This is a genomic window from Nocardioides sp. URHA0020 (assembly GCF_000620705.1).
GTDB lineage: Bacteria > Actinomycetota > Actinomycetes > Propionibacteriales > Nocardioidaceae > Nocardioides.
In genome coordinates this window covers 137,016-163,021 of sequence record NZ_JIAR01000033.1, presented here as the reverse complement: position 1 = coordinate 163,021, position 26,006 = coordinate 137,016, and the positions used below count along the sequence as shown (strand labels likewise).

Here is a 26,006-nt window from a genome sequence, read left to right as displayed (position 1 = left end):
CCCACAGCCGGCGGCTCCCTGCCCTCCAGACGCCCTCCCACCCCCTCGAAGCAAAGGTCACCCTCATGAACCGCCTCCGCACCTGGTCGGTCGCCCGGCGACTCACGGCCGTCGCCGTCATCAGCGGCCTCACCATGGCCGTCCTCGGCGCAGTGGCGATCTCGGGGATCAACGACCTCCGCTCCTCCTCGGAGGAGCAGAACCAGATGGGCTCGACGGCCGGCATGATCCAGTCGCTCAACCTGGTCGCCCAGTCGCTGAGCACCGACGCCTACCTGGCCGCCGGCCTCGACGACCCGTCCGGGGTCCCGGACCAGCTCAAGACCCACCTCGGCGAGCTCCAGGGGATCATGGGCGGCCTCGAGGACATGGACCTCGCGACCAGCAAGCTCCAGCTGAGCGCCGAGGACTCGGCTGCCTTCCAGAAGGCGTTCGAGGACTACGTGACCACGGTGTCCGCCTTCGTGCAGGGCGCGCTGACCGACCAGGCGGCCGCCCGCCACCAGCTCGACGAGATCCAGTCCGCGAGCGACCAGCTCAACGCGATGGTCAAGGAGGCCGTGACGACCGTCGCGGCCGCCGCGGACGCCTACAGCGCCGAGCAGGACGGGGTGCGCCACCGCGTGCTCTGGACCACGGTGATCACCGGTGTGCTCGGCCTGGTGCTCCTCATCGGCCTGATCACCGCGATCTCCCGCTCGATCGTGCGGCCGCTGCGCCGCAGCGTCGGCGTGCTGACCGCGTTCGCCGGCGGTGACCTGGCCCACCGGGCGGAGGAGACCTCGGCTGCGGAGCTCGGCGACCTCGAGCGTGCCCTGAACCGGTCGATCGAGTCGGTCTCGGCGATCGTGACCGCGGTCCAGGGCTCCGCGGACGCCGTCGCCGCCGCCTCCGAGGAGCTCTCGGCGTCCTCGCAGCAGATCGCCGCGGGTGCCGAGGAGACCTCGGTGCAGGCCGGCGTCGTGGCCGGTGCCGCGGACGAGGTGTCGCGCAACGTGCAGACCGTCGCCGCCGGTGCCGACGAGATGGGTGCCTCGATCCGCGAGATCGCGAGCTCGGCCAACGACGCTGCTCGGGTGGCGACCGAGGCGGTCAGCATCGTGGAGCGCACCAACGAGACCGTGGCCAAGCTCGGCACCTCGAGCCAGGAGATCGGCAACGTGGTCAAGGTGATCACCTCGATCGCCGAGCAGACCAACCTGCTGGCGCTGAACGCCACGATCGAGGCCGCTCGGGCCGGTGAGGCCGGCAAGGGCTTCGCGGTCGTGGCCAACGAGGTCAAGGAGCTGGCCCAGGAGACCGCCCGGGCCACCGAGGACATCGCTCGCCGGGTGGAGGCGATCCAGGGCGACACGACCGGTGCGGTCGAGGCGATCGGTGAGATCTCCACGATCATCACCTCGATCAACGACTACCAGCTGACCATCGCCTCGGCGGTCGAGGAGCAGACCGCCACCACCAACGAGATGTCGCGCAACGTCGCGGAGGCCTCCACCGGCTCGGGCGAGATCGCCACCAACATCAACGGCGTCGCCACCGCGGCGACGACCACGACCCAGGCCGTCAACCAGACCCTGTCGGCGATCGGCGAGCTCGCTCAGATGGCGGCCTCGCTCCGCACCGAGATCTCTCGGTTCCACCAGGGCTGACCGCCCGCCCCACCCGTTCACCTCGGCAGAAAGACTCCACCGTGACTGAGTTCGTCGGCTCCCGGGCCTCCGGCCACACCCTGATCCGCTGGTTCCGCGACACCAACGTCCGCCCGAAGATCCTGACCGCGGTCGGCCTGTCCGCCGGTGTCGCCGTGATCGTCGGCGTCCTGTCCATCTGGGCCCAGGCCGACGCGGCCGACCGCGCGGACCGGCTGTACGCCGAGAACGTCGAGGGCGTCAGCTCCGTCGAGGACATCACGGCCGCGATCGCCAACATGCGCATCGACGTCCGGAACGCTGTGCTCGCGCAGCTGCCCACCGGCAAGAAGACCGCCGAGGTCCTGCTGGGCCAGCACAAGGCGGACTTCGACGCGGCTGCCGCGTCGTACGCCGACCTGCCGCTCGACGCCGCGCGTCGCCAGGACCTCACCGAGCTCGAGGCGGCGGTCGAGGACTTCATGGCCATCCAGCAGAAGGTGCTGCTGCCCCTCGCCAAGCAGGACAACCTGGCCTTCTGGTGGGTCAAGAACGAGCTCCAGGGCCAGCCGGTGGTCAACGAGATGTACCGGCACGCCGCTGCTCTCACCGCGGCCGAGGCCGCCGACGCCTCCGCCTCGGCGGTCCAGGCCCACGACAGCTACGCCCGCAACCGGCTGGTCACGATCCTGCTGCTCCTGGTGGGCATCAGCCTCTCCGTGGCGCTCGGCTGGCTCGTCGCCAACGCCACGGCCCGCCGGGTCAACCGCGTGCGGGAGGTCGCCCAGGCGCTCGCCGGTGGTGACCTGACCCGTCGCTCCGACCTCGACTCGGCCGACGACGTCGGCACCATGGGTGCGGCGCTCGACGAGGCGACCGACAAGCTGCGCGACCTGATCGGCTCCGTCGTCGGCTCCGCGGACGCGGTCGCCGCCGCCTCCGAGGAGCTCTCGGCGTCCTCGCAGGAGATCGCTGCCGGTGCCGAGGAGACCTCGGTCCAGGCCGACGTGGTCTCCGGTGCCGCGGACGAGGTGTCGCGCAACGTGCAGACCGTCGCCGCCGGTGCGGAGGAGATGGGCGCGTCGATCCGCGAGATCGCGAGCTCGGCCAACGACGCTGCTCGGGTGGCGACCGAGGCGGTCAGCATCGTGGAGCGCACCAACGAGACCGTGGCCAAGCTCGGCACCTCGAGCCAGGAGATCGGCAACGTGGTCAAGGTGATCACCTCGATCGCCGAGCAGACCAACCTGCTGGCGCTGAACGCGACCATCGAGGCTGCTCGGGCCGGTGAGGCCGGCAAGGGCTTCGCGGTCGTGGCCAACGAGGTCAAGGAGCTGGCTCAGGAGACCGCCCGGGCCACCGAGGACATCGCTCGCCGGGTCGAGGCGATCCAGGGCGACACGACCGGTGCGGTCGAGGCGATCGGTGAGATCTCCGCCATCATCACCTCGATCAACGACTACCAGCTGACCATCGCCTCGGCGGTGGAGGAGCAGACCGCGACGACCAACGAGATGTCGCGCAACGTCGCGGAGGCCTCGAGCGGCTCGGGTGAGATCGCGGCGAACATCTCCGGTGTCTCCAGCGCGGCCCAGTCGACGACGCAGGCGCTGTCGCAGTCCCGCTCGGCGATCGACGAGGTCGCCCGGATGGCGGCCGAGCTCCGGTCCGCGGTCAGCTTCTTCAAGTCCTGAGGACGGTGCGGGCCGGACTCGGATGTCCGGCCCGCGCCCGCCGAGGCATCTCACGGCATCTCAAGGCACCGACAAGGCGTCGACAAGGGTCGAGCAAGACCCTGCCCGGCGCCCCCGCCCTCGGGCTACCATCGACCTCGTCCGGTCTCGTGTCCCGGACGGGGTCGTTGGCGTCTCACCAGCCGACCCCGACGACAGGTGGAGGGAGCAAGCCGGTGGCGTACTCCGTGATCGGTGGTCCTGCCCTCGGCTTCGACCTCGCCCGCCTGCCCGGCGGGCACCAGGTCGCCCGAGTGCTGCGGGCGGCCCTGGCCGCCGGCCCCGAGGACCTGGAACGACTCGCCGACTGCCATCCCGGCGCCGGCGTGCGCGAGGAGTGGCGGCGAGCCTGCGCCGGACCGGCGACCGAGACCCCCTCGATGAGCACCGCCCTGCCGCTCGCCGGCTCGGCGCTCCAGGACGCGGCGGCGGGGGAGACCGCGCTGCTGCGGCGGCTGGAGACCAGCCTGCTCGGAGACGCCCACGCCCTCGACCGGCTGCTGCGGCGTGACCTGCTGGACTGGACCTGGCTGCACAGCGGTGCCGTCGCGGTCCAGGACCCGACCGCCTCCCTGGCCGCCGACGTGCTGGCCGACGCGGCGGCGAGCGCCTACCTGCGTGACCAGCTCTCGGACGACCTGCGCCGCGCGATGGCCGGCCCGTTCGTCCGGGCCGCGGTGGTCGACGGCGACGAGCCGGCGGTGGGCCTGCCCGACGTGGACCAGCGGCTGGCGACGCTCGGCGGCGCCGACCTCGCGACACGCGAGTCCTGGCGCGCCGTGGTCGACCGGCTGCGGATGCACACCGCCCAGTGGGCCCCCGCGATGCACCAGGCGACGTGGGCGCTGTCCCTCGCCGAGCGGCTCCGGCTCGCGTGCGACGCCCAGTTGGCGGCCGTGATCGCCTTCCGGTGCGCCGACTTCGACGCCCACGACGCGGCGTACGGCGTCTGGAACGCCTGGTCCGGCGTCGTCCAGGCGAGCACCGTGAGCGACCTGCTCCCGGCCGACGACGCCGCCGTGCTGCTGCGGCCGTGGCTCGCCGTGTACGACGGCTCCTGATCAGCCTGCTCTCCTGACCTTTCTCCTCCCAGCCTGCTCAGGTCGATCCGACCCCGGCCGATGTGGTCTTCACCTGCCGCTGTGGCAGGTGAAGTGGTGAGGACCAGAAGTAGGTGCAGAGCATGGCCCCGATCCGGGTGCTCGTGGTCGACGACTCGGTCGTGATCCGCAAGCTGGTCTCCGACCTGCTCGCGGAGGACCCTGACATCGAGGTCGTCGGGACGGCGGTCAACGGCAAGGCGGGTCTGCAGAAGATCGCGCTGCTCAAGCCGGACCTCGTCACGATGGACGTGGAGATGCCCGAGCTCAACGGCATCGAGACGGTCCGCAGCCTGCGCCAGTCCGGCAACCGCGTCCCGATCATCATGTTCAGCACGTTGACCGAGCGAGGAGCAGAGGCGACGCTCGACGCGCTGTCCGCCGGTGCCTCCGACTACGTCCCGAAGCCGGCGAACGTCGGCAGCGTCGGTCGCTCCATGGAGCAGGTGCGCGAGGCCCTGATCCCGCGCATCAAGTCGCTCGTCCCGCGTCCGGGGATGCTCAGCCTGCCCGGCGTGGCCCGGCCGGCCCAGCCCGCCCCGGTCGTCCTGCGCACCCCCGCACCGCGGCCCCCGGGCGGCTACCGGCTGCTCGTCATCGGCTGCTCGACCGGCGGACCCGAGGCGCTGAGCGCCCTGCTGGCGGGCCTGCCGCCGCTGCCGGTGCCGGTCATGGTCGTGCAGCACATGCCCCCGCTCTTCACCACGCAGTTCGCCGCCCGGCTGGACCGTCAGCTCGACGTCGAGGTCACCGAGGCCGCGCACGGCCAGGTGCTGCGCCCCGGCACGGTCTGCATCGCCCCCGGCGACTTCCACCTCGAGGTCGTCTCCGACGCCCGCGGGCTGGTCACCAGGCTGACCCAGGCTCCGCCGGAGAACTACTGCCGCCCCGCCGTGGACGTGCTCTTCCGCACCGCGGTCGCCGCCGTCGGCGGGTCGGTGCTCGGCGTCGTGCTCACCGGCATGGGCGCCGACGGCGCCAAGGGGTCACGCAACATCGTCGACCGCGGCGGCGCCGTGCTGGCGCAGGACCAGGCCACGTCGGTCGTGTGGGGCATGCCCGGTGCGGTCACGAACGCCGGCCTCGCCGAGCGGGTCCTGCCCCTGGGCGAGCTGCCCGCCGAGATCACCCGCCGCCTCGTGCACCCGCACGTCGGCGGTCCCGTTGGCACTCCCGCCAACAGAGCAGTTGTAGGAGGTGCACGGTGACCATCAGTCCCCAGGCCTTCACCTTCGTCCGTGAGCTCGTCCGCGCCGAAAGCGCGATCGTGCTCGACACGGGCAAGGAGTACCTCGTTGAGTCGCGGCTCGTGCCGCTGGCTCGCGCGGCCGGCCATCCCGATGTCGACGCCTACGTCGCCGACCTGTCCAAGCGCCGTACGCCGGCCGCGATGAAGCAGGTCGTCGAGGCGCTGACCACCAACGAGACGTCGTGGTTCCGCGACGCCGACCCCTTCACCGCGCTGCGCCAGAACGTCTTCCCCGCGCTGGCCAAGACCCGGTCCAACCGCACCCTGCGGATCTGGGCCGGCGCGTGCTCGAGCGGCCAGGAGCCGTACAGCATCATCATGACCGCCCTGGACACCCCCGAGCTGGCCGGCTGGAAGATCGAGCTCGTCGCCACCGACCTCTCGGAGGAGATGCTCACGCGGTCCCGCAAGGGCGAGTACTCGCAGCTGGAGGTCAACCGCGGCCTGCCGGCGACGACCCTGGTCCGCCACTTCGAGCGCGCAGGCCTCAACTGGCGGATCAACCAGTCGATCAGGGAACGTGTGGAGTTCCGCAGCCTGAACCTGACCCGGCCCTTCCCGCCGATGGGTCGGTTCGACATCGTGTTCCTCCGCAACGTTCTCATCTACTTCGACCTGCCCACCAAGCGCGACGTGCTCAAGCGCGTGCGCCAGGTGATGGCGCCCGACGGCCACCTCTTCCTGGGGGCGGCCGAGATGACCATGGGCGTCGACGACGCGTGGGAGCGCGTGCCCGCAGGGCGATCTTCGGTGTATCGGATCAGAGAGGAACAACGCACATGCGTGCTTTGATTGTCGACGACTCTCGAGCGATGCGCCGGATCGTCGGCCGCATCCTCGGGGACGCAGGCTTCGAGGTCCTGGAGGCCGGCGACGGCCAGCAGGCACTCGATCTGCTCGAGGGCCTCGACGGCCCGCCCGAGCTGGCCTGTGTCGACTGGAACATGCCGGTGATGGACGGCCTGACGTTCATCACCGAGGTCCGCAACCGCCCGCAGTGGCGCGCCATCACGCTGATGATGGTCACCACCGAGAGCGAGTCGGACCGGATCGTACGAGCGCTGGCGGCCGGCGCCCACGAGTACCTCATCAAGCCGTTCACCGGTGAGGCCATGCTGGAGAAGCTCGACCTGCTCGGGCTCCTCCCGACTTCGACGGGGGTCTGACATGACCATCTCAAGCGCGCCCGACCAGGCGCTCGTCCTGGCCGCCATCGAGCAGGTGTGGGGCTCCATGCTCTTCGCCTCCGCCGAGGCGTGGCCGGCCGAACGGGCCGCCGACTTCGGCTCCGGCGTCCAGGCGCACATCGAGCTGCGAGGTGACTGGAACGGTCGCCTGGTGCTCACGTGCGACAGCGACGTCGCGACGCAGATCGCCGGCGCCATGCTCGGGCTCGGCCCCGACGAGGAGCTGCCCGAGCTCGACGTCCACGACGCCGTGGGCGAGGTCCTCAACGTCGTCGGCGGCAGCGTGAAGGGTGCCCTGATCGGCACCTGGGCGCTCGGCCTGCCCGACGTCTCCGAGACGAGCGAGGCACCGTCGCGTGACGACTCGTTCGTCGTGTCGTGGGGCGACGCCCCCGTCTACGTCCAGATCCTCCCGGACGCGGCCTGAGCGTCCGCCCGGACATCCCAGCCCGGACCAACCAGCAGAGCAAGAAGGAAAGACCATGAAGATCCTCATCGCAGACGACAGCAAGGTGATGCGGCAGATCGTGCTGCGCACCATGCGCCAGGCGGGCTTCGGTCACCACGACTTCGTGGAGGCCGTCGACGGCGCCGACGCGCTGGACAAGGTGGCCGCCGAGGCGCCCGACCTGGTCCTCTCGGACTGGAACATGCCGAACAAGACGGGCATCGAGCTGCTGCGCGCGCTGCGTGGCGGCGGCAACGAGGTCCCGTTCGGCTTCGTGACGTCCGAGGGCTCCGAAGACATGCGCGGCGCCGCCCAGGCGGCCGGGGCCATGTTCCTCATCGCCAAGCCCTTCACGGCCGAGCACTTCGAGTCGGCCCTGTCCGGAATGCTGAGCTGAGGCGACCATGCTCCCCGACCGCAAGGCGATCAAGGACCTGTTCGAGGGCCTGCTGGGCCGCGACGTCGCCGTCACCGACGGCCGTCCGGTCGACATCGGCCTGCCCAAGCCGGTGATCGCGTCGTACATCGACGACCACCACAACCTGCGCGCCGTCGCCCTGATGGACTTCCGGCTCGCCGCACTCTCGGGTGCGGCGCTCGCCCTGGTCCCCAAGGGCGCGGCGGAGGCCGCCGAGGAGGACCGGCTGATGCCGGAGAACCTCTTCGAGAACGCCTCGGAGATCTGCAACGTCCTGGCGGCACCCTTCGGTGACGCGATGGGCGAGCACCTGCGGCTCTCGGAGGCGTACGCGCCCTCCTCGCCGGTGCCGGCGCACCTGAACGTCCTGGCCATGCAGCTGGGCGCGCGGGAGGACGTGGCGCTGGAGATCGCCGGCTACGGCACGGGCACGCTCTCGCTCGTGGTCTCCGTCTGAGCGGCCCCGTGACCGGGGCGGTCCCTGGGGGTGCGGCCACGTAGGCTGGACCGGAGATGAGTACGTCGATCCCGCTCCCCGGCCTCGAGTCCGTCGCGCCCTCCGACCCGCCGCGCCGTGGTCCGAGCCGCGAGCAGCTGCTGGAGGGCCTCAACGAGCCGCAGCGCGCCGCCGTGATGCACGACGGCGCACCGCTGCTCGTGGTCGCCGGGGCCGGCTCCGGCAAGACCCGGGTGCTCACCCGCCGGATCGCGTGGCTGATCTCCGAGCGCAAGGCGCACCCCGGCTCGATCCTCGCGATCACCTTCACCAACAAGGCTGCGGCCGAGATGAAGGAGCGCGTCGAGGAGCTGGTCGGCAAGCGCGCCCGGATCATGTGGGTCTCGACGTTCCACTCCGCGTGCGTGCGCATCCTGCGCAAGGAGTCCGACAAGCTCGGCTACAAGTCGAACTTCTCGATCTACGACGCCGCCGACCAGAAGCGGCTGATGACCCTGGTCTGCAACGACCTGGACCTCGACCCGAAGCGCTTCCAGCCCGGCGCGATGCTGCACTGGGTCTCGAACCAGAAGAACGAGCTGCGGGACCCCGAGGACGCGACCAAGGACGCGCACAACAGCCTCGAGGAGACGTACGCCGCGGTCTACACGACGTACCAGCGCCGCCTGCGCGAGGCCAACGCCCTCGACTTCGACGACCTCATCATGGGCACCGTCCACCTGCTGCAGACCTTCCCCGAGGTCCGCGAGACCTACCGGCGGCGGTTCCGCCACGTGCTCGTCGACGAGTACCAGGACACCAACCACGCGCAGTACGCGCTGATCCACCAGCTCTGCGCCGACCCGATGGAGGACACCGGGGCGGACCGCGACGGTGCCGAGCGGGTCGAGCCGGCCGAGCTGATGGTCGTGGGTGACGCCGACCAGTCGATCTACGCCTTCCGGGGCGCCAACATCCGCAACATCCTCGACTTCGAGCAGGACTTCCCGAACGCGACCTCGATCCTGCTGGAGCAGAACTACCGCTCCACCCAGACGATCCTCAACGCCGCCAACGCGGTGATCGGCCACAACAAGGGTCGCAAGGAGAAGCGGCTGTGGTCCGAGGCCGGCGACGGCGAGCGGATCGTCGGGTACGTCGCCGACGACGAGCGCGACGAGGCCAGGTTCGTCTCCGAGGAGATCGACAAGCTCACCGACGAGGGCGACCTGCGACCCGGCGACATGGCGGTCTTCTACCGGACGAACGCACAGTCGCGGGTCTTCGAGGAGGTGTTCATCCGCACCGGCCAGCCCTACAAGGTGGTCGGTGGGGTGCGCTTCTACGAGCGCCGCGAGGTGCGCGACGCGCTGGCCTACCTGCGGATGCTGGTCAACCCGGCCGACCAGGTGTCGCTGCGGCGCATCCTCAACACCCCCAAGCGCGGCATCGGCGACCGGGCGGTCGCCTGCGTGCAGGCGCTGGCCGACCGGGACCGGACCACCTTCTGGGAGGCGCTGCGCCGGGCCGACGAGGCGCCCGGGCTCGCGACCCGCTCGCTGACGATGATCCAGGGCTTCGTGGCGATGGTCGAGGAGCTCCAGTCGATGGTCGACGCGGGGGAGCGCGCCGACGTCGTGCTCGAGAGCGTGCTCGCGCGGTCGGGCTACCTGACCTGGCTCGAGGAGAGCGACGACCCGCAGGACGAGACCCGGCTGGAGAACCTGGCCGAGCTGGTCGCCGTCGCCCGGGAGTTCGCCGAGGACCCCCTGGCCGGCCCGTCGGCCGACCCCACCGACGTCGAGGCCGGGATCGTCGCCCCGGGTCTCGGTGACTTCCTCGAGCGGGTCGCGCTGGTCGCCGACACCGACCAGATCCCCGACGACGACCCGGACGACCAGGGCGTGGTCACATTGATGACGCTGCACACCGCCAAGGGGCTGGAGTTCCCGGCCGTCTTCCTCACCGGGCTCGAGGACGGCGTCTTCCCGCACTCGCGCGCGCTCGGGGACCAGACCGAGCTCGAGGAGGAGCGGCGCCTGGCGTACGTCGGCGTGACCCGCGCCCGCTCGCGCCTGTACATCTCGCGCGCGGTGGTCCGCTCCGCCTGGGGCGCCCCCTCGCACAACCCCGGCTCGCGCTTCCTCGACGAGCTGCCGGTCGACCTCGTCGACTGGCGGCGCACCGAGGCCGCGCAGACGCAGTGGTCTCGCCCCGACCTCAGCGGCGGCGCCGGCGCCCGGATCGGCGCTCCGACCGCCGCCGGACGCCGCAATTTCTCGGCCGCCGCCGTCCGCGCCGACGCGGCCGCGCGCGCCAAGCCCGCCCGCGAGATCCCGAGCCTCGACCCGGGCGACCGGGTCCTGCACGACTCGTTCGGCCTCGGCACGGTCGTCTCGCTCGAGGGCGTGGCCGACAAGACCGTCGCCTCGATCGACTTCGGCTCCGACGGCGTCAAGCGCCTGCTGCTCCGCTACGCGCCCGTCGAGAAGCTGTAGCGGCGACGCGCGGCCGGACCCGGTGATGGCGGTCGAGAGCCGGTGCCGCGAGAGGCAGCCTGCTTGCTAGGGCTGCAGGCCGTGGACCACGAGCGCGGCGTACGGGTCGACCGGGTCGCCGCCGCCGGGGCGCACCTCGAGGTGCAGGTGGGGGCCGGTCACGTTGCCGGTCGAGCCGACGAAGCCGATCGCGTCGCCGGCGTGGACCTCCTGGCCCACGGTGACGGCGTAGGAGGTCTGGTGGCAGTACCAGAGCTCGGTGCCGTCCTCGAGGGTCACGACGGTCTTGTTGCCGTAGGAGCCGTCGTACCCGGTCGAGGTCACGACCCCGTTGGCGACGGCGTGGATCGTGGTGCCGCTGGGCGCCGCGAAGTCCAGACCCGTGTGCAAGTGCGCCCACAGGCCGCTGGAGTCGCCGAAGCGAGCGGTCAGGTGGTAGCCCTCGACCGGCAGGGTCCACTGGTTGAGCTTGAGCTTGGCGGCCTGCTGCTCGGCCTGCTTGGCGAACTTGGCCAGCGCGGCGTCACGTGCCTTGTTCTGGGCCTCGGCCTCGTCCTGGAGCTTGTCCTTCGCGGCGTCCGAGAGCGCGTCGCGGCGCGAGTCGCGGCTGACCGTGCTGCGGTCCAGGAGGCTGACCGAGCCGACGCTGCTGGCGCCGCTGAGGGCGCTGGCCTGGCTGAAGCGGGGGGCGTCCTCGCTGTTGAAGCCGCCGTTGGCGGTCACGGCACCACCGGCTGAGATCGCCAGGGCGGCCAGACCGAGCAGGACGGGCACGCCGGGAAGGCCGCGGAAGAGGGGCGCGCGGGAGGAGCTGCGACGGGCACCCGGCTTGGACGGGCCGGTGCGCGGGGTGTGGGACGCGCGGACTCCACCGATGCGGGAGGTCTGGTAGACGACCGGCCGCTCAGCGAGCTCGCGGGGGACGGAGACCGTGACCGGGAGGACCTGGGTGTCCTCGTCGGCGCGGAAGTCGAGCGCCGGGGGAGCGGCGGCGGGCTGAGCGGACCTGCGGTCGACCTTCTCGGCACGACGCTTGCCTGCGACCGGGGTCGCGAGATCCGAGGGACGGCGGTCGGGACCGCGTCGTACCGCTCGGTGGTTACCCATACGTTTACTTCTCCGCTGCTCGGGGTTCAGACGGCGAGGCCCGACTGTAACGGACTGATCACGGCGTGGCGAAACGAACGCCCCAAACTTGTGGACGAATTTCGTCGGCTCGAGCCTCTCACGTCTGCCTCCAGAAGTGACATCGGCCCTTCGGACAGGCGTGAAACCACGCGCGCCGAGATTTTACTGTCGTGCGGGCCACGTGGCGCGGCTCACGCCTCGGATAGCCTCGCGGCATGACTACCTCTCCGGCGCGCAGGATCCGCATCGTCGTGGGCAAGCCCGGCCTCGACGGCCACGACCGGGGCGCCAAGATCGTGGCCCGGGCGCTGCGCGACGCCGGGCACGAGGTGGTCTACACCGGTCTGCACCAGACGCCCGAGCAGATCGTCGAGACCGCGATCCAGGAGGACGCCGACCTGATCGGGCTCTCGGTGCTCTCCGGGGCGCACATGACGCTCTTCCGCCGACTGGTCGAGCTGCTCGCCGAGCGCGACGCCTCCGACATCGTGGTCTTCGGTGGCGGGATCATCCCGGAGGAGGACATCCCGGTCCTCGAGGAGATCGGGGTGGCCAAGGTGTTCACCCCCGGGGCGACGACGGGCGAGATCAGCGGCTGGGTCGCCGAGCACTTCGCCGAGTCCGTCAGCTGAGTCGGCGGGCCGGGGCCGTGCCCCACGTCACGTCACTGCGGCTCGTCGTACGCCGCCGGGCCAGTCTAAGGTGCCAAGGACACCCCTGAGCGTGTGGCGGGCGTCTCGCGCGCCTGCCCGCTCCGACTAGAGACATGGTGGATCTGTGGATCTGATGGAATTCCAGGCGAAGGAGCTCTTCGCCAAGCACGGCGTCCCGGGCACCCCCGGCATCGTCGCCAACACGCCCGCCGAGGCCCGAGCCGCCGCTGAGCAGCTCGGCGTCTGCGTGGTCAAGGCGCAGGTGAAGGCCGGCGGCCGCGGCAAGGCCGGTGGCGTCAAGCTCGCCAAGACGCCGGACGAGGCCGAGGCACACGCCACCGCGATCCTCGGGATGGAGATCAAGGGCCTCACGGTCAACCGGGTCCTGATCGCCCCGGCCGCGAGCATCGAGGAGGAGTACTACTTCTCCTTCCTGCTCGACCGGTCCAACCGGTCCTACCTCTGCATCGCCAGCGTCGAGGGCGGTGTCGAGATCGAGGAGGTCGCGAAGACCAACCCCGATGCGGTCAAGCAGATCGCGATCGACGCCGGCACCGGCGTCGACGAGGCGAAGGCCCGCGAGATCGTCGCGGAGGTCGGCTTCCCCGAGGCGCTCACCGAGCAGGCCGTGCAGACGGTCCTCGCGCTGTGGACCACCTTCGTCGAGGAGGACGCCACCCTCGTCGAGGTGAACCCGCTGGCCCGCCTCGCCGGCGACAAGCTCGAGGCGCTCGACGGCAAGGTCTCGCTCGACGAGAACGCCGAGTTCCGTCACCCCGAGCACGCCGACTTCGAGGACAAGGCCGCGGCCGACCCCCTCGAGGCGAAGGCCAAGGAGAAGGGCCTCAACTACGTCAAGCTCGACGGTGCCGTCGGCATCATCGGCAACGGCGCCGGCCTGGTCATGTCGACGCTCGACGTCGTCGCGTACGCCGGTGAGGCGCACGGCGGGGTCAAGCCCGCCAACTTCCTCGACATCGGTGGCGGCGCGTCCGCCCAGGTGATGGCCGACGGCCTCGACGTGATCCTCAACGACCCCCAGGTCAAGAGCGTGTTCGTCAACGTCTTCGGCGGCATCACCTCCTGCGACGCGGTCGCCAACGGCATCGTCGGCGCGCTCGAGATCCTCGGCGACGAGGCGAGCAAGCCGCTCGTCGTACGCCTCGACGGCAACAACGTGGAGGAGGGTCGCCGCATCCTCGCGGAGGCCGACCACCCGCTGGTGACGCTGGTGGACACCATGGACGGCGCGGCCGACAAGGCCGCCGAGCTCGCGAACAAGGCAGGGGTCTGAGCATGTCGATCTTCTTGAACAAGGACTCCAAGGTCATCGTCCAGGGCATCACCGGCGGTGAGGGCACCAAGCACACCCGCCTGATGCTGCGGGCCGGCACCAACGTCGTCGGTGGCGTGAACGCCCGCAAGGCCGGCACCACGGTGACCCACCAGGACGCCGACGGCAACGACGTCGAGCTGCCCGTCTTCGCCTCGGTCGCCGAGGCGATCGCCGAGACCGGCGCCGACGTGTCGGTCGCCTTCGTCCCGCCGGCCTTCACCAAGGACGCCGTGATCGAGGCCATCGACGCCGAGATCGGCCTGCTGGTGATCATCACCGAGGGTGTCCCGGTGCAGGACAGCGCCGAGTTCTGGGCCTACGCCCAGGGCAGGAGCACCCGCATCATCGGCCCGAACTGCCCCGGCATCATCACGCCGGGCGAGGCGCTGGCCGGCATCACCCCGGCCACCATCGCCGGCAAGGGCCCGATCGGCCTGGTGTCGAAGTCGGGCACGCTGACCTACCAGATGATGTTCGAGCTGAAGGACCACGGCTTCTCGACCGCCATCGGCATCGGCGGCGACCCGATCATCGGCACCACCCACATCGACGCCCTCGCGGCGTTCGAGGCGGACCCCGAGACCAAGGCGATCGTGATGATCGGCGAGATCGGTGGTGACGCCGAGGAGAAGGCCGCTGCCTACATCCGCGAGCACGTCACCAAGCCGGTCGTCGGCTACGTCGCGGGCTTCACCGCCCCCGAGGGCAAGACCATGGGCCACGCCGGCGCCATCGTCTCCGACGGTGCGGGCACGGCCCAGGGCAAGAAGGAGGCCCTCGAGGCCGCCGGGGTCAAGGTCGGCAAGACGCCGTCCGAGACCGCCTCCCTGATGCGGGAGATCCTGAAGAGCCTCTGATCCACCGCCGCCGGCTGCGAGTTTTGTCGGCCGGCCGACAAAACTCCCGCTTGGACGATGAAGCTTCGTCGTCCAAGCGGGAGTTTCGTGTTTCAGCAGGGGTCGGCGGAGAAGACGCACATCGCGTCGACGACCGGGGCCGACTTCGTCTCGAGCAGGTCGGCGGCCTGCTCCACGACAGCCGGGTCGCCGGTGCCCATCGAGTACGTCGTGTCGAGCAGGAGAGCGTTGCCCACCTGCACGACCCGGTGCACGAAGGCGTCGCCGGCTTCGCTGACGTGGTCGACGTACACGAGCGAGCCGGCGTCGCGGGCGACGTCCTCGGTGGAGCGGGACCTGCCGTCCGTCGTCGCCGCACACTGCGCGACGCGGGCCGCCAGGTCGAGCCGGGACCGGGTCGCGGACTCCTCGTCGGCGTACACGGCGAGCGTGCGGGTCCAGTCACCCTCGGTCTCCTTCTGCACGACCTGCGACACGGCGACCGTGGCCGGGGGACCGTCCGGGGACCAGCCGAGCCCCGGGCAGGCGTCTGCGTCGCTCCGGACGAAGCCACTGCGGGTCGTGCCCGGCAGGCCGTCGGCGAGGGGGAAGTCGGCCGGGATCTCCCGGACCCACGCGACGCTGGGCGACGGCGACTGCGTGGCCGGCGGGGGAGTGCTGTCGGTGCGACCGTTGCCGGCGGCCATCGCCAGCGGCGTCGCGATGATCGCCACGGCGGCGACCCCGCCGATCGCGGCGAGGGCGTGGTTGCGGCGGCGCAGCCGGGTGCCGCGACGGCGTACCTCGGCGGCGGGGAGGGCGTCCATGGTGAGTCCTGGGGTGGTGAAGTGCTCGAGCTCGTCCATCGGGTCAGGCATGACGCAGTCCTTCCTCGTCGGCGAGCAGGGCCGCCAGCGCCGTACGTCCCCGGCTGAGCCGGGCCTTGATGGTGCCTTCGGGGACGCCGACCTCGCGGGCGACGTCGTGCACGGGCAGGTCGGCGATGTGGTGGAGCACCAGGGCCTGGCGCTGCGCCTCGGGGAGCAGCTTGAGCGCCGCCACCAGGGCCACGTGGGCCTCGCTGGGCGCCGCGCTCTCGTACGCCGGACCGACGGCCCGGTCGGCCGGTCTGCGGCCGCGCACGGTGCGCCGCCAGCGGCTCACGGCCAGGCGGTACGCCGTCGTCCGCACCCAGGCCTCGGGATGCTCGGCCCGGTCCAGCCTGCGGCGGTGCGCCCAGGCGCGGACGAACGCCTCCTGGACGCACTCCTGGGCCTCGTCGCGGCTGCCGATCATGGCGTAGACCTGGCCGGTGATCCGCTGGAACGACGCACTGTAGAAGTCGTCGAACTCGCGTTCGTCCATCGACTCTGGTCCCGTCTCGTCAGGTCAGCAGGGTTGCTGATCGTGAGGGATACGCCCGAGCGGGACCCACGGTTGCACGCGGGACGGAGAAAGTTCGTGAGGCTCAGCGCACGGCGGGTGCGGGCATCTCCCCGACGCGGGCGAGGGCGCGCTGCACGAGCTCCTCGAAGGCGCCGGTGCTGATCGTGTAGTCCTTCACCGGCACGAACCCGACCTGGGCCACGGCCGTGCCGTCGCGCACGATCCCCATCAGGAAGTTGAGGGTCCGCTTGTCGGTGACCTCGGTCGTGACCCGCCACACGGTCAGGTCGGTGTCACCCGGGCTGGCGTTGCGCAGGCGGATCACCTTGGTGCCCATCTGCTTCGAGGAGCACCGCGCCATCTTGGTGCGCACGGCGGCCACGAAGGCCTTGGCCCGCTTGCTGGGCAGGGTGCCGACCGACTCCGTCAGCCCGAACTCGTCGGGCAGCTTGGCCTCGGGCACCAGGAACGTCCGCGTCAGGTTGTTGGTCACCGGGGCCGTGAAGGAGGTGTCGTCGCAGTGCGTCGCAGCCGCGTTCGCGAGCGCGCGGCGCGGCTCGGTGCCGACCCACGGCCGGTCGACGTTGTCGGCGGGCGGCAGGTCGACCGCGTCGAGCATGGCGGGTGCCTGCGCGACCGGGACCGGCGTGGTCGCGCGCGGCGTCGGGTCGGTCGAGCAGGTGCCGCCCTCGGGGAGCGCGCAGAGCTGGTCGACGGCGTCGGCCAGCACCTGGACGCTGGACGCCGTCCGCGCGCCCTTGGTGCTGGCGGTGTGCACGGTCGTGGTCGTGAAGCTGCCGGTGCGGGCGACGCCGGCGATGATCTCGGTGTCGGGCTTGGTCCAGTCGCGCAGCGAGAAGAGCATCGCCTCGTCACCGACCCCCGACACGTCGTACGTCGTGAGCAGCTGGGTGCGGTCGTCGTTGCAGCCGGCGAACCAGCCGACCTCGGTGGTGAAGCCGCGGTGCGAGGCGCGCTCGTTGCGGGCCGCCTCGGCGGTCTGCGCGAACGTGGGGACGGTCCTGCCCGTCCGCTTGCCCGGCTGGGGGTCGAAGACGCGCACCAGGGCGTTGTCCGGGCGCCCGCTGGGGACGGCGTACCGGCTGCTCTGGCAGCGCACGACCAGTCCGGTGCCGGAGGAGTTGTCGTCGGTGCGGGCCGCGGTCCAGGCGCCGCCCGCGGGCAGGACCTCCGAGACGGTGCCGGCCGAGAGCAGCGCGTCCTCGGGGAGGCCGACGACCTGGGGGGCCGCCGGGCCGGACGGCTGCTCGGCCTCGATCCGCTCGCCCGCCAGCGTCGGGCGGACGCCGTCGGCATCGGTCACCAGCGTGCCGGTGATGACGAGCGCGGCGGCGGTCGCGAGGACCCCGATGACGGTGTGGGTACGACGCCGGGTGGCGCCGGCGCGGCGGATGATCGTCGGGCGGGGCCAGGGGTTGCTCTCGACGTGCCCGCGGACCGCCTCGAGAGCCCGGCGCACGTCGGTCGTCGGGATCTCGCGCTGCAGCGAGAAGGTCGCCATCGCGGTCTGCAGCTCGCGCTCGGCCTCGGTCCGCTGCAGCCCCACCTCGCGGGCCATGGCGGCCAGCGAGCTGCTGGTCAGCTCGGCGACCAGCAGCACCCGGCGCTGGGTCATCGACAGCCGGCCGAGCGCGTCCAGGGTGGCCTTGACCTCGGCGTCCAGGTGCTTCTCGCGGTGCCAGAGCTTCGTCGTGTGCCGGCGTACGGCGTGCCGGCACGCGTGCTCGCGCACCCAGGCCTCCGGGTCCTCGACGCGGGAGACCTTCCGCCAGTGGTGCCAGGCGACGACGAAGGCGTCGCGCACCGCCGCGCGGGAGGACGGAAGGTCGCCAGTGAGGCAGTACGTCAGCAGCAGCAGGCGCGTGCGGACGTCCTTGTAGAACTGGTCGAACTCGTCGGGCTCCGTCATTTCGCCGTCCACGGTAGCCGAGGGGCCGATCCGTGCCGATTCGGCGTGTGCGCCCCGATCCGGTGCCCGCGGGAGGCGATGATGGCCCGACCATGACCTCGCTGCTCCCCGGTCCGACCTCGGCCGCCTCCCTCCGGGGCGGTGTCGACCGCCGGAACCGTCCGCCACTGGCGCCGGTCGCCCTCCTGGGCGGTGTGGCCGCGGCCGGTGCGACCCTGCTGGTCTGCCTCGCGGTCGGGGTGATCGGCTGGTTCCTCGCCGACGCCGGCGCCCACGGCACCCCGCGCGACGGGCTCCGCGTGGGAGCCCTGGGCTGGCTGCTCGGGCACGGCTCCGGGATCCGGGTCGAGGGCGTCGCGATCACGATCGTCCCGCTCGGGATCTCGGCGCTCTGCGCCTGGTCGGCGTGGCGGATCGGGCACCGGGTCGGCGACGCGATCTCGGGGCACGGGCCCGACGCCGACCGGATCGCCGACGGTGAGCGCGACTGGACCGTGCCGACGGCGGCCTCGCTCTTCACCGCGGGCTACCTGGTGGTCGCCGTGGTCACCGGGGTCCTGGCATCGACCCCGGAGACCGCTCCCTCGCTGCCGCGCGTGGTCGTCTGGTCCTTCCTGCTGACCGCGTCCTTCGGGTGGGCCGGGATCGCGACCGGCTCCGGTCGCCTGGCGATCTGGGCGACCGTCGTGCCCCCGTGGCTGCGCGCCGCGCTCGCCGGTGGCCTGCGCATCCTCGCGGCGTTCCTGGTCGCCTCCACCGCGGTCTTCCTCGTCGCGCTCCTGGTCGACCTCGGCACGGCGGCCAACGTCATGTCCCGCCTGCACACCGGTGCCGGCGACGCCACGATCTACACCGTGCTCTCGGCGACGCTGGTGCCCAACGCCGGGATCTTCGCCGGCAGCTACCTGCTCGGCCCCGGCTTCCTCGTCGGCACCGGCACGATCGTCTCGCCAGCGCTGGTCTCGCTGGGACCGGTGCCGATGTTCCCGCTCCTGGCCGCCCTGCCGGACGAGGGCCCGACGCCGGCCTGGACGGCGTACCTCCTGGTCCTGCCGCCGCTGCTCGCCGCGGTCGCCGCGGCGTGGGCACAGCGGCGTACGCCGACCGTGCGCTGGGAGGAGGGCGCCCTGCGCGGCTGCGTCGGTGGCGTGACCGCCGGCCTGCTGCTCGGCATCCTCACCGCCGTCTCCGGCGGCGCCGCCGGTCCGGGCCGGATGACGGCCATCGGACCGGGCGCGATGGACGTGATGGTCCACGCCGTCACGGCGTTCGGTCTCGGCGGCGTGGTCGGCGGGCTGGCCATGACGTGGTGGCAGCGCCGCACCGCCCGGCACGCCGCCCCCTAGACTCCGAGCCGTGTCGAACCCCGCCGAACCGGCTGCCGTCGTCGTCCTCGTCTCCGGCTCCGGCACCAACCTTCAGGCGCTGATCGACGCCTGCGAGGACCCGGCGTACGGCGCCCGGGTGGTCGCCGTCGGCGCCGACCGCGAGGGCATCGAGGGCCTCGCGCGCGCCCAGCGCGCCGGCATCCCGACCTTCGCGCTCAGGCTCGCGGACTTCGAGACCCGGGAGGAGTGGGACGCCGCGCTGGCCGGCGCCGTCGCGGCGTACGACCCCGACATCGTCGTGCTCGCGGGCTTCATGAAGCTCGTCGGCAGCACCTTCCTCGCGCTCTACGGCGGCAAGGTGGTCAACACCCACCCGGCGCTGTCGCCCTCCTTCCCCGGGATGCACGGACCCGCGGACGCCCTGGCGTACGGCGTGAAGGTCACCGGCGCGACCCTCTTCGTGGTCGACCCCGGCGTCGACACCGGCCCGATCGTGGCCCAGCGCGCGGTCGAGGTGGCGCCGGACGACACGGTCGAGACCCTGCACGAGCGGATCAAGGTCGCCGAGCGCGGGATGCTCGTCGACTCGATCGGCGCGATGGCCCGCGAGGGCTTCGTGGTCGAGGGGCGCCACGTCCGGATCGGCCGCCTGGACCCCCTAGACTGACGCCCACACGACTGGCGCAGGTGGGGAGACCACCAGGGAGTGACGCCGGGAGCATCGACCGCCTGGGTGCTCCCAGACCACCGGCCGAGCCGCCCGACCCCGCAGGAGTCTCCGTGTCCGACAACCGCATCCCGATCAAGCGCGCCTTGGTCTCCGTCTACGACAAGTCCGGTCTCGAGGACCTCGTCCAGGCCCTCCACGGCGCCGGCGTCGAGCTGGTCTCGACCGGCGGGTCGGCCGCCCTGATCGCCGGCCTCGGGCTCCCGGTCACCAAGGTCGAGGACCTCACCGGCTTCCCCGAGTGCCTCGACGGCCGGGTCAAGACGCTGCACCCGCGGGTGCACGCCGGCATCCTGGCCGATCGCCGCCTCGACTCCCACGTGGCACAGTTGGCCGAGCTCGGCGTCGAGCCGTTCGACCTCGTCGTGTCGAACCTCTACCCGTTCGTCCAGACCGTGCAGTCCGGCGCGACGCCCGACGAGTGCGTGGAGCAGATCGACATCGGCGGCCCGTCGATGGTCCGCGCGGCCGCCAAGAACCACCCGTCGGTCGCGATCGTCACCTCGCCGGGCAGCTACGCCGACGTGGTCGCCGCCCTCGCGGACGGCGGCTTCACGCTCGACCAGCGCAAGCGCCTGGCCGCGGAGGCGTTCGTGCACACGGCGTCGTACGACGTGGCCGTCGCGTCCTGGATGGGCAGCGTGCTGACCGACACCTCCGACGGCGAGGGCTTCCCCGCGTGGGTCGGCGGGACGTGGGAGAAGGAGTCGACGCTGCGGTACGGCGAGAACCCGCACCAGAGCGCCGCCCTCTACCTCAACGGCGTCGGCACCGGCCTCGCCCAGGCGACGCAGCTGCACGGCAAGGAGATGTCCTACAACAACTACCTCGACTCCGACGCCGCCCGGCGCGCGGCGTACACCTTCGACGAGCCGGCCGTCGCGATCATCAAGCACGCCAACCCGTGCGGCATCGCGGTCGGCGCCGACGTGGCCGACGCCCACCGCAAGGCGCACGCGTGTGACCCGGTGTCGGCGTTCGGCGGCGTGATCGCCACCAACGTGCCGGTCTCGGTCGAGATGGCGCACCAGGTGGCCGAGGTCTTCACCGAGGTCGTCGTGGCCCCGGCGTACGAGGACGGCGCCGTCGAGGTCCTCGCCGCGAAGAAGAACATCCGGCTGCTGGTCTGCGAGCCGCTCGGTCGCGGCGAGGTCGAGATGCGGCCCATCTCGGGCGGGCTGCTCATGCAGCAGCGCGACTACGTCGACGCCGACGGCGACGACCCGACCACCTGGACCCTCGCGACCGGCGAGGCGGCCTCGCCGGAGGTCCTCGCCGACCTGGCCTTCGCCTGGCAGGCGTGCCGCTCGGTGAAGTCCAACGCGATCCTGCTCGCCCACGGCGGCGCCTCGGTCGGCGTCGGCATGGGCCAGGTCAACCGCGTCGACTCCTGCAAGCTCGCCGTGGAGCGGGCGGGGGAGCGCTCGGTCGGCTCGGTCGCCGCGTCGGACGCGTTCTTCCCGTTCGAGGACGGCCCGCAGATCCTCATCGACGCCGGCGTCACCGCGATCGTCCAGCCCGGCGGGTCGATGCGCGACCAGCTCACCATCGACGCGGCGAACGCGGCCGGCGTGACGATGTACTTCACCGGCACCCGGCACTTCTTCCACTGACCAGGGCCGGCGCAGCCGACCGACCACCGGTGGTCCAGCGTGTCGAGACCCGGTGAGATGCACGCAGACAGCAACCGAGACAGGATGTCCCCCGTGACTGCACAGAAGCTGGACGGCTCCGCGACCCTCCGGGCGATCAAGGTCGAGCTCACCGAGCGGGTGGCCAGGCTGCGCGAGAAGGGCGTGGTGCCCGGACTGGGCACCGTCCTGGTCGGCGACGACCCCGGCTCGCACTGGTACGTCGGCGCCAAGCACAAGGACTGCGCCGAGATCGGCATCGAGTCGATCCGGGTGGATCTGCCGGCGACGGCGAGCCAGGCCGAGGTCGAGGCGGAGATCGACCGCCTGAACGCCGACCCCGGCTGCACCGGCTTCCTGGTGCAGCAGCCGACCGGCCTCGACGAGTTCCGGCTGCTCTCGCGCGTCGACCCCGACAAGGACGTCGACGGCCTGCACCCGACCAACCTGGGCAAGCTGGTGCTCGGCGAGGCCGGACCACTGCCCTGCACGCCGATCGGCTGCATCGAGCTGCTGCGCCGTCATGGCGTGGAGCTGAACGGGGCCGAGGTGGTGGTGGTCGGCCGTGGCCTCACCGTCGGCCGGCCGCTGGGCCTGCTGCTCACGCGTCGCTCCGAGAACTCCACGGTCACCCTGTGCCACACCGGCACCCGTGACCTGGCCGCGCACACCCGCACCGCCGACGTGATCGTCGCCGCGGCCGGCGTGCCCGGCATCATCACCGGCGACATGGTCAAGCCGGGCGCGGCGGTGCTCGACGTGGGCGTCTCGCGGGTCGACGGCAAGATCGCCGGCGACGTTGCGCAGGACGTCTGGGACGCCGCGGGCTGGATCTCTCCCAACCCGGGCGGGGTCGGTCCGATGACCCGCGCGATGCTGCTGTCCAACATCGTCTCGGCCGCCGAGCTCCAGGTGTCGTGAGCGACCTCGAGCCGCCCCACGAGGAGGAGCCGACGTCGGCCGAGGCGGTCGGCGACGAGGAGGTGCGGCGCTACCCGTCCACGCTCGGTGGTGCCTTCTACATCCTCGTCGTCGTGGTGGTCGCGATCTCGATCGTCGTCGTCACGACCGGGGCGTGGCGGCTCGGGATCCGCTGGTTCGGCGGGACGCTGCTCTTCGCGGCCGTGGTCCGCGCAGCCCTGCCGGCGAAGGACGCGGGCATGCTCGCCGTCCGCAACCGGTGGTGGGACTGCTTCCTGCTGGTCGCGACCGGGGTCGCCCTGATCTTCCTGGCCGGCTCGATCCCCGACCAACCGGGCTGAGATGCGAGTCGGCGCCAGCTCGCGGTGAGGACCGAGAGCTGGCGCCGATTCGGATGCACGCGGCGGCGACGGGGCTCAGATGAGGCCGAGCTCCGTGACGGCCGCGCGCTCGTCGGCGAGCTCCGCGGTGGAGGCGTCGATCCTGGCGCGGGAGAAGTCGTCGATCTCGAGGCCCTGGACGATCTCCCAGTCGCCGTCCTTGGTGGTGACCGGGAAGGACGAGATCAGGCCCTCGGGGACGCCGTACGACCCGTCGGACACGACGGCCATCGAGACCCAGTCGTCGGCGGGGGAGCCGAGCAGCCAGTCGCGGGCGGCGTCGACGGTCGCCGAGGCGGCCGAGGCGGCCGAGGACGAGCCGCGGGCCTCGATGATCGCGGCGCCGCGCTTGGCGACGGTCGGGATGAAGGTGCTCTCCACCCAGTCGTGGTCGCCCACGACCTCGGCGGCGTTCCTGCCACCGACCTCGGCGTGGAAGATGTCGGGGTACTGCGTGGCCGAGTGGTTGCCCCAGATCGTCATCTTCTTGATGTCGGTCACGGCGGCACCGGTCTTCGCGGCCAGCTGCGAGATCGCCCGGTTGTGGTCGAGGCGGGTCAGCGCCGAGAACCGCTCGCGCGGGATGTCGGGGGCGTTGGTCATCGCGATCAGCGCGTTGGTGTTGGCCGGGTTGCCGGTGACACCGATGCGGACGTCGTCGGCGGCGACCGCGTTGAGCGCCTTGCCCTGGGCGGTGAAGATGGCGCCGTTGGCGGAGAGCAGGTCACCGCGCTCCATGCCGGGGCCGCGCGGGCGGGCGCCGACGAGCAGCGCGAGGTTGACGCCGTCGAAGATCTTCTCGGCGTCGTCGCCGATCTCGACCCCGGCGAGGTTGGGGAACGCGCAGTCGTCCAGCTCCATGACGACGCCCTCGAGCGCCTTCAGGGCCGGCGTGATCTCCAGCAGCCGCAGCTCGATCGGCCGGTCGCCCAGCAGCGACCCGCTCGCGAGGCGGAAGAGGAGGCTGTAACCGATCTGACCGGCGGCGCCGGTGACGGCGACCTTCAACGGGGCTGAGCTCACGACGACTCCTTGAACACACGATGGTGAGGAATGGTGGGATTTCCGGCTTCCGACGCTAGCAGCGGCGGAGGGTCCCGCTCGCACGAGGTCTCCGGTACGCGATCATGGCGGCCATGGACTCGAGGGGGGTACACCGCGCGCTCGCCGCGCTGGTCGTGCTGCCGCTGGCGCTCGGCGGCTGCGGGAGCGCCGGCGTCTCGAGCCCTCCGGCGGGCGTCGACGAGCTCGTCGTACCGACGCCGTCGCCGGACCCCGACGACTTCGTCGCGGGGGTCGACAACCCCTGGCTCCCGCTGCGGCCGGGACGGACCTGGACCTACCAGGTCGTGGACGTCGACGGCGAGCACCCGATCACGGTCTCGGTGGCGGGCGGGCCCGAGGTCGCCGGCGTCGAGACCACCGCGCGGGTCAGCACCGAGCAGGGCCGGAGGACGACCGACTGGTTCGCCCAGGACACGGCCGGCAACGTGTGGTGGTTCGGTCGCGCGGGGGAGTGGCAGGCCGGCAGCGACGGGGCCGAGGCCGGCCTCGCGATGCCGGACCAGCCGCGCGTCGGCGACGGCTACCGGACGGCGTACCGCTCCGGCGTCGTGGAGGACCTCGCCACCGTCATCGCCCTCGACGGCACGGCCACCGTCCCGGCCGGCTCGTACGACGACCTGCTCGTCACCCGCGAGACCTCCGAGCTGGAGCCGGGCGGCTCGCGCGAGCTGTCCTGGGCGCGCGGGGTCGGGCTGGTGAAGGCGGACAGCTTCGGCCGCGTCGTCCGACTGATGGAGACCGGCGAGGACCCGCCCTAGCTGGACCTAGCTCGGCGGCCGGACCTGGGTGCCGCTGTCGCCGTCGTGGCCCTCCCAGATCGGCCGGTCCTCGGCCGGGGGCTGGGTGGCGATCGGCTCGGTCAGCGTCACGTCGTCGTGGGCCGCGACCGGCTGGGCCGCCGCCTGCTCGGCCGCCTGCTGGGCCTGCCACTGCTCGGGGGTGGAGCCGACCGGGTGCCACTGCTGGCCGGCGGGGTCCCACTGCCAGCCGTCCTGGACGATCGGCGCCGCCGCGGCGGCCGGCGTCGTCTCCTGGTTCCACTGCTGCTGGTACTGGTCCGGTGCGGCGTAGCCGGGGACCTGGGCGGCCGTGCGCGGGCGGCTGAAGGAGATGCCGGAGCCGGGGACGGCGTCGCCGACCCGGCCGAAGAGCAGCGGGTAGACGAGGCCGGCCAGGGCGGCACCGACCAACGGGGCCAGGATGAAGAGCCAGAGCTGGGCGATCGCGTCGGTGCCGGCGAAGAGCGCGGGGCCGATGGAGCGGGCCGGGTTGACCGACGTGCCGGTGGCAGGGATCGCCACGAAGTGGATCGCGGCGAGGGTGAAGCCGATCGCCAGCGGGGCCAGGGCGGGGTGCTCGTTGCGCTCGTCGGTGACGGCGAGGATCACGGTGACGAAGACGGCGGTCATCACCAGCTCGAGGAGGAAGGCCGCCCACCAGGCGTAGCCGCTGCCGGCGTCGCCGAAGGCGTTCTGACCCATGTTGCCCTTGGCGGTGAAGTCGTCGAAGCCCTGCATCAGCACGAAGAGCGCCAGCGCGCCGACCACGGCGCCGACCACCTGCGCGACGACGTACAGCCCGACCTCGCGCCACGGCATCCGGCCGCCGACCGCCGCACCGACCGAGACCGCCGGGTTGAAGTGCGCGCCGGACACGCGTCCGAACGCGTAGACCATCACCATCACCGCGATGCCGAAGGTGAGCCCGATGGTGCCGATGCTCGCGGCGCCGGCCTGACCGGCGTAGACGACCGAGCCACAGCCGAAGAGCACCAGGACGAACGTCCCGAGCACCTCGGCGGTGAGCTTCTGCTGGAGGGTGGAGTCGGCCATGCGTGTGCTCCCGTCGCGCCGGCATCCCCCGCGGACGCCTCGGGGCAGCACTCTATGCCCCGAGCACCGCCGTTGCCCGGACCCGGAGCGGGTGCGAGGGTGGGTGGGACGCCATCGTCAGGTATCTTGACGTCAAGGAATCCAGTCCGCAGCCCA

25 protein-coding genes and 1 riboswitch are annotated in these 26,006 nt (G+C 71.9%); of the genes, 19 read left to right on the top strand and 6 right to left on the bottom strand.

Annotated features, from left to right (window positions below; translation table 11 throughout):
* Positions 1 to 65 precede the first annotated feature (65 nt).
* From N542_RS0103195 to pcrA, 10 genes are all read left to right on the top strand, one after another.
* Positions 66 to 1,649, top strand: coding sequence for a methyl-accepting chemotaxis protein (locus N542_RS0103195; protein WP_028642700.1), 1,584 nt, complete (start codon positions 66 to 68; stop codon positions 1,647 to 1,649).
* A 41-nt stretch (positions 1,650 to 1,690) separates the two neighbouring features.
* Positions 1,691 to 3,322, top strand: coding sequence for a methyl-accepting chemotaxis protein (locus N542_RS0103190; protein ID WP_197025837.1), 1,632 nt, complete (start codon positions 1,691 to 1,693; stop codon positions 3,320 to 3,322).
* A gap of 215 nt (positions 3,323 to 3,537) precedes the next feature.
* Complete coding sequence (locus N542_RS0103185; protein ID WP_028642698.1) at positions 3,538 to 4,422, top strand: hypothetical protein; 885 nt, start codon at positions 3,538 to 3,540, stop codon at positions 4,420 to 4,422.
* 122 nt (positions 4,423 to 4,544) lie between these two features.
* A complete protein-coding gene (locus tag N542_RS0103180) occupies positions 4,545 to 5,669 on the top strand; it encodes a protein-glutamate methylesterase/protein-glutamine glutaminase (RefSeq protein WP_028642697.1) in 1,125 nt (374 codons plus the stop codon).
* Positions 5,666 to 6,502, top strand: a complete 837-nt coding sequence (locus N542_RS0103175; RefSeq protein WP_028642696.1) for a CheR family methyltransferase — start codon at positions 5,666 to 5,668, stop codon at positions 6,500 to 6,502. Before N542_RS0103180 ends, N542_RS0103175 begins: the two co-directional genes overlap by 4 nt.
* Positions 6,490 to 6,876, top strand: coding sequence for a response regulator (locus N542_RS0103170; RefSeq protein ID WP_028642695.1), 387 nt, complete (start codon positions 6,490 to 6,492; stop codon positions 6,874 to 6,876). The genes N542_RS0103175 and N542_RS0103170 overlap by 13 nt, the downstream gene beginning before the upstream one ends.
* 1 nt (position 6,877) lies before the next feature.
* A complete protein-coding gene (locus N542_RS26335; RefSeq protein ID WP_051551338.1) occupies positions 6,878 to 7,324 on the top strand; it encodes a chemotaxis protein CheX in 447 nt (148 codons plus the stop codon).
* A gap of 55 nt (positions 7,325 to 7,379) precedes the next feature.
* Positions 7,380 to 7,742 (top strand): response regulator, encoded by a 363-nt coding sequence (locus N542_RS0103160; protein ID WP_028642694.1) that lies wholly within the window; start codon positions 7,380 to 7,382, stop codon positions 7,740 to 7,742.
* 7 nt (positions 7,743 to 7,749) lie between these two features.
* A complete protein-coding gene (locus N542_RS0103155; protein ID WP_028642693.1) occupies positions 7,750 to 8,220 on the top strand; it encodes a hypothetical protein in 471 nt (156 codons plus the stop codon).
* Positions 8,221 to 8,276: 56 nt separating this feature from the next.
* Positions 8,277 to 10,697, top strand: coding sequence for a DNA helicase PcrA (pcrA, locus tag N542_RS0103150; RefSeq protein WP_028642692.1), 2,421 nt, complete (start codon positions 8,277 to 8,279; stop codon positions 10,695 to 10,697).
* Positions 10,698 to 10,763: 66 nt separating this feature from the next.
* Here the strand turns inward: pcrA and N542_RS23130 are convergent, their stop codons facing one another.
* The gene (locus N542_RS23130) at positions 10,764 to 11,804 is read right to left on the bottom strand and encodes a M23 family metallopeptidase (protein ID WP_051551337.1); all 1,041 of its coding nucleotides are present in this window, start codon (positions 11,802 to 11,804) and stop codon (positions 10,764 to 10,766) included.
* Between the two features lie 236 nt (positions 11,805 to 12,040).
* On the opposite strand from N542_RS23130, the gene N542_RS0103140 reads away from it, so the two are divergent.
* From N542_RS0103140 to sucD, 3 genes are all read left to right on the top strand, one after another.
* A complete protein-coding gene (locus N542_RS0103140) occupies positions 12,041 to 12,457 on the top strand; it encodes a cobalamin B12-binding domain-containing protein (protein ID WP_028642691.1) in 417 nt (138 codons plus the stop codon).
* Positions 12,458 to 12,602: 145 nt separating this feature from the next.
* A complete protein-coding gene (gene sucC, locus N542_RS0103135; RefSeq protein ID WP_028642690.1) occupies positions 12,603 to 13,772 on the top strand; it encodes an ADP-forming succinate--CoA ligase subunit beta in 1,170 nt (389 codons plus the stop codon).
* Positions 13,773 to 13,774: 2 nt separating this feature from the next.
* Positions 13,775 to 14,671: a succinate--CoA ligase subunit alpha gene (gene sucD / locus N542_RS0103130; protein ID WP_028642689.1), complete on the top strand. Its 897-nt coding sequence runs from the start codon at positions 13,775 to 13,777 to the stop codon at positions 14,669 to 14,671.
* Positions 14,672 to 14,763: 92 nt separating this feature from the next.
* Here sucD and N542_RS0103125 read toward each other — a convergent pair whose 3' ends face one another.
* The 3 genes from N542_RS0103125 to N542_RS26330 form a co-directional block, all read right to left on the bottom strand.
* Positions 14,764 to 15,528 (bottom strand): hypothetical protein, encoded by a 765-nt coding sequence (locus N542_RS0103125; RefSeq protein WP_155992834.1) that lies wholly within the window; start codon positions 15,526 to 15,528, stop codon positions 14,764 to 14,766.
* Positions 15,521 to 16,015 carry an RNA polymerase sigma factor gene (locus N542_RS0103120; protein ID WP_028642687.1) on the bottom strand — a complete coding sequence of 165 codons (495 nt, stop codon included), beginning with the start codon at positions 16,013 to 16,015 and terminating at the stop codon, positions 15,521 to 15,523. The genes N542_RS0103125 and N542_RS0103120 overlap by 8 nt, the downstream gene beginning before the upstream one ends.
* Positions 16,016 to 16,118: 103 nt before the next feature.
* Complete coding sequence (locus tag N542_RS26330; RefSeq protein WP_051551336.1) at positions 16,119 to 17,966, bottom strand: hypothetical protein; 1,848 nt, start codon at positions 17,964 to 17,966, stop codon at positions 16,119 to 16,121.
* Between the two features lie 92 nt (positions 17,967 to 18,058).
* Here N542_RS26330 and N542_RS0103110 point away from each other — a divergent pair, with 92 nt between their 5' ends.
* The 5 genes from N542_RS0103110 to N542_RS0103090 all read left to right on the top strand — a co-directional run bounded on the left by N542_RS0103110 (position 18,059) and on the right by N542_RS0103090 (position 22,914).
* A complete protein-coding gene (locus tag N542_RS0103110; protein ID WP_028642686.1) occupies positions 18,059 to 19,312 on the top strand; it encodes a cell division protein PerM in 1,254 nt (417 codons plus the stop codon).
* A gap of 10 nt (positions 19,313 to 19,322) precedes the next feature.
* Positions 19,323 to 19,961 (top strand): phosphoribosylglycinamide formyltransferase, encoded by a 639-nt coding sequence (gene purN, locus N542_RS0103105; RefSeq protein WP_028642685.1) that lies wholly within the window; start codon positions 19,323 to 19,325, stop codon positions 19,959 to 19,961.
* A riboswitch (ZMP/ZTP riboswitch) is annotated at positions 19,959 to 20,036 on the top strand. (Overlaps the previous gene by 3 nt.)
* Positions 20,037 to 20,074: 38 nt before the next feature.
* A complete protein-coding gene (purH, locus tag N542_RS0103100) occupies positions 20,075 to 21,634 on the top strand; it encodes a bifunctional phosphoribosylaminoimidazolecarboxamide formyltransferase/IMP cyclohydrolase (RefSeq protein ID WP_028642684.1) in 1,560 nt (519 codons plus the stop codon).
* A 93-nt stretch (positions 21,635 to 21,727) separates the two neighbouring features.
* Complete coding sequence (locus N542_RS0103095) at positions 21,728 to 22,573, top strand: bifunctional methylenetetrahydrofolate dehydrogenase/methenyltetrahydrofolate cyclohydrolase (RefSeq protein WP_028642683.1); 846 nt, start codon at positions 21,728 to 21,730, stop codon at positions 22,571 to 22,573.
* Complete coding sequence (locus N542_RS0103090; RefSeq protein ID WP_051551335.1) at positions 22,570 to 22,914, top strand: DUF3017 domain-containing protein; 345 nt, start codon at positions 22,570 to 22,572, stop codon at positions 22,912 to 22,914. Before N542_RS0103095 ends, N542_RS0103090 begins: the two co-directional genes overlap by 4 nt.
* A 75-nt stretch (positions 22,915 to 22,989) precedes the next feature.
* Here N542_RS0103090 and N542_RS0103085 read toward each other — a convergent pair whose 3' ends face one another.
* The gene (locus tag N542_RS0103085) at positions 22,990 to 23,976 is read right to left on the bottom strand and encodes a malate dehydrogenase (RefSeq protein WP_028642681.1); all 987 of its coding nucleotides are present in this window, start codon (positions 23,974 to 23,976) and stop codon (positions 22,990 to 22,992) included.
* 113 nt (positions 23,977 to 24,089) lie between these two features.
* Between N542_RS0103085 and N542_RS0103080 the strand changes: the two genes are divergently transcribed.
* Positions 24,090 to 24,776 (top strand): hypothetical protein, encoded by a 687-nt coding sequence (locus N542_RS0103080; protein WP_155992833.1) that lies wholly within the window; start codon positions 24,090 to 24,092, stop codon positions 24,774 to 24,776.
* A 6-nt stretch (positions 24,777 to 24,782) separates the two neighbouring features.
* Here N542_RS0103080 and N542_RS23120 read toward each other — a convergent pair whose 3' ends face one another.
* On the bottom strand, positions 24,783 to 25,850 hold the full coding sequence (locus tag N542_RS23120; RefSeq protein WP_081794993.1) for an MIP/aquaporin family protein: 1,068 nt from the start codon (positions 25,848 to 25,850) through the stop codon (positions 24,783 to 24,785).
* Positions 25,851 to 26,006: the final 156 nt, after the last annotated feature.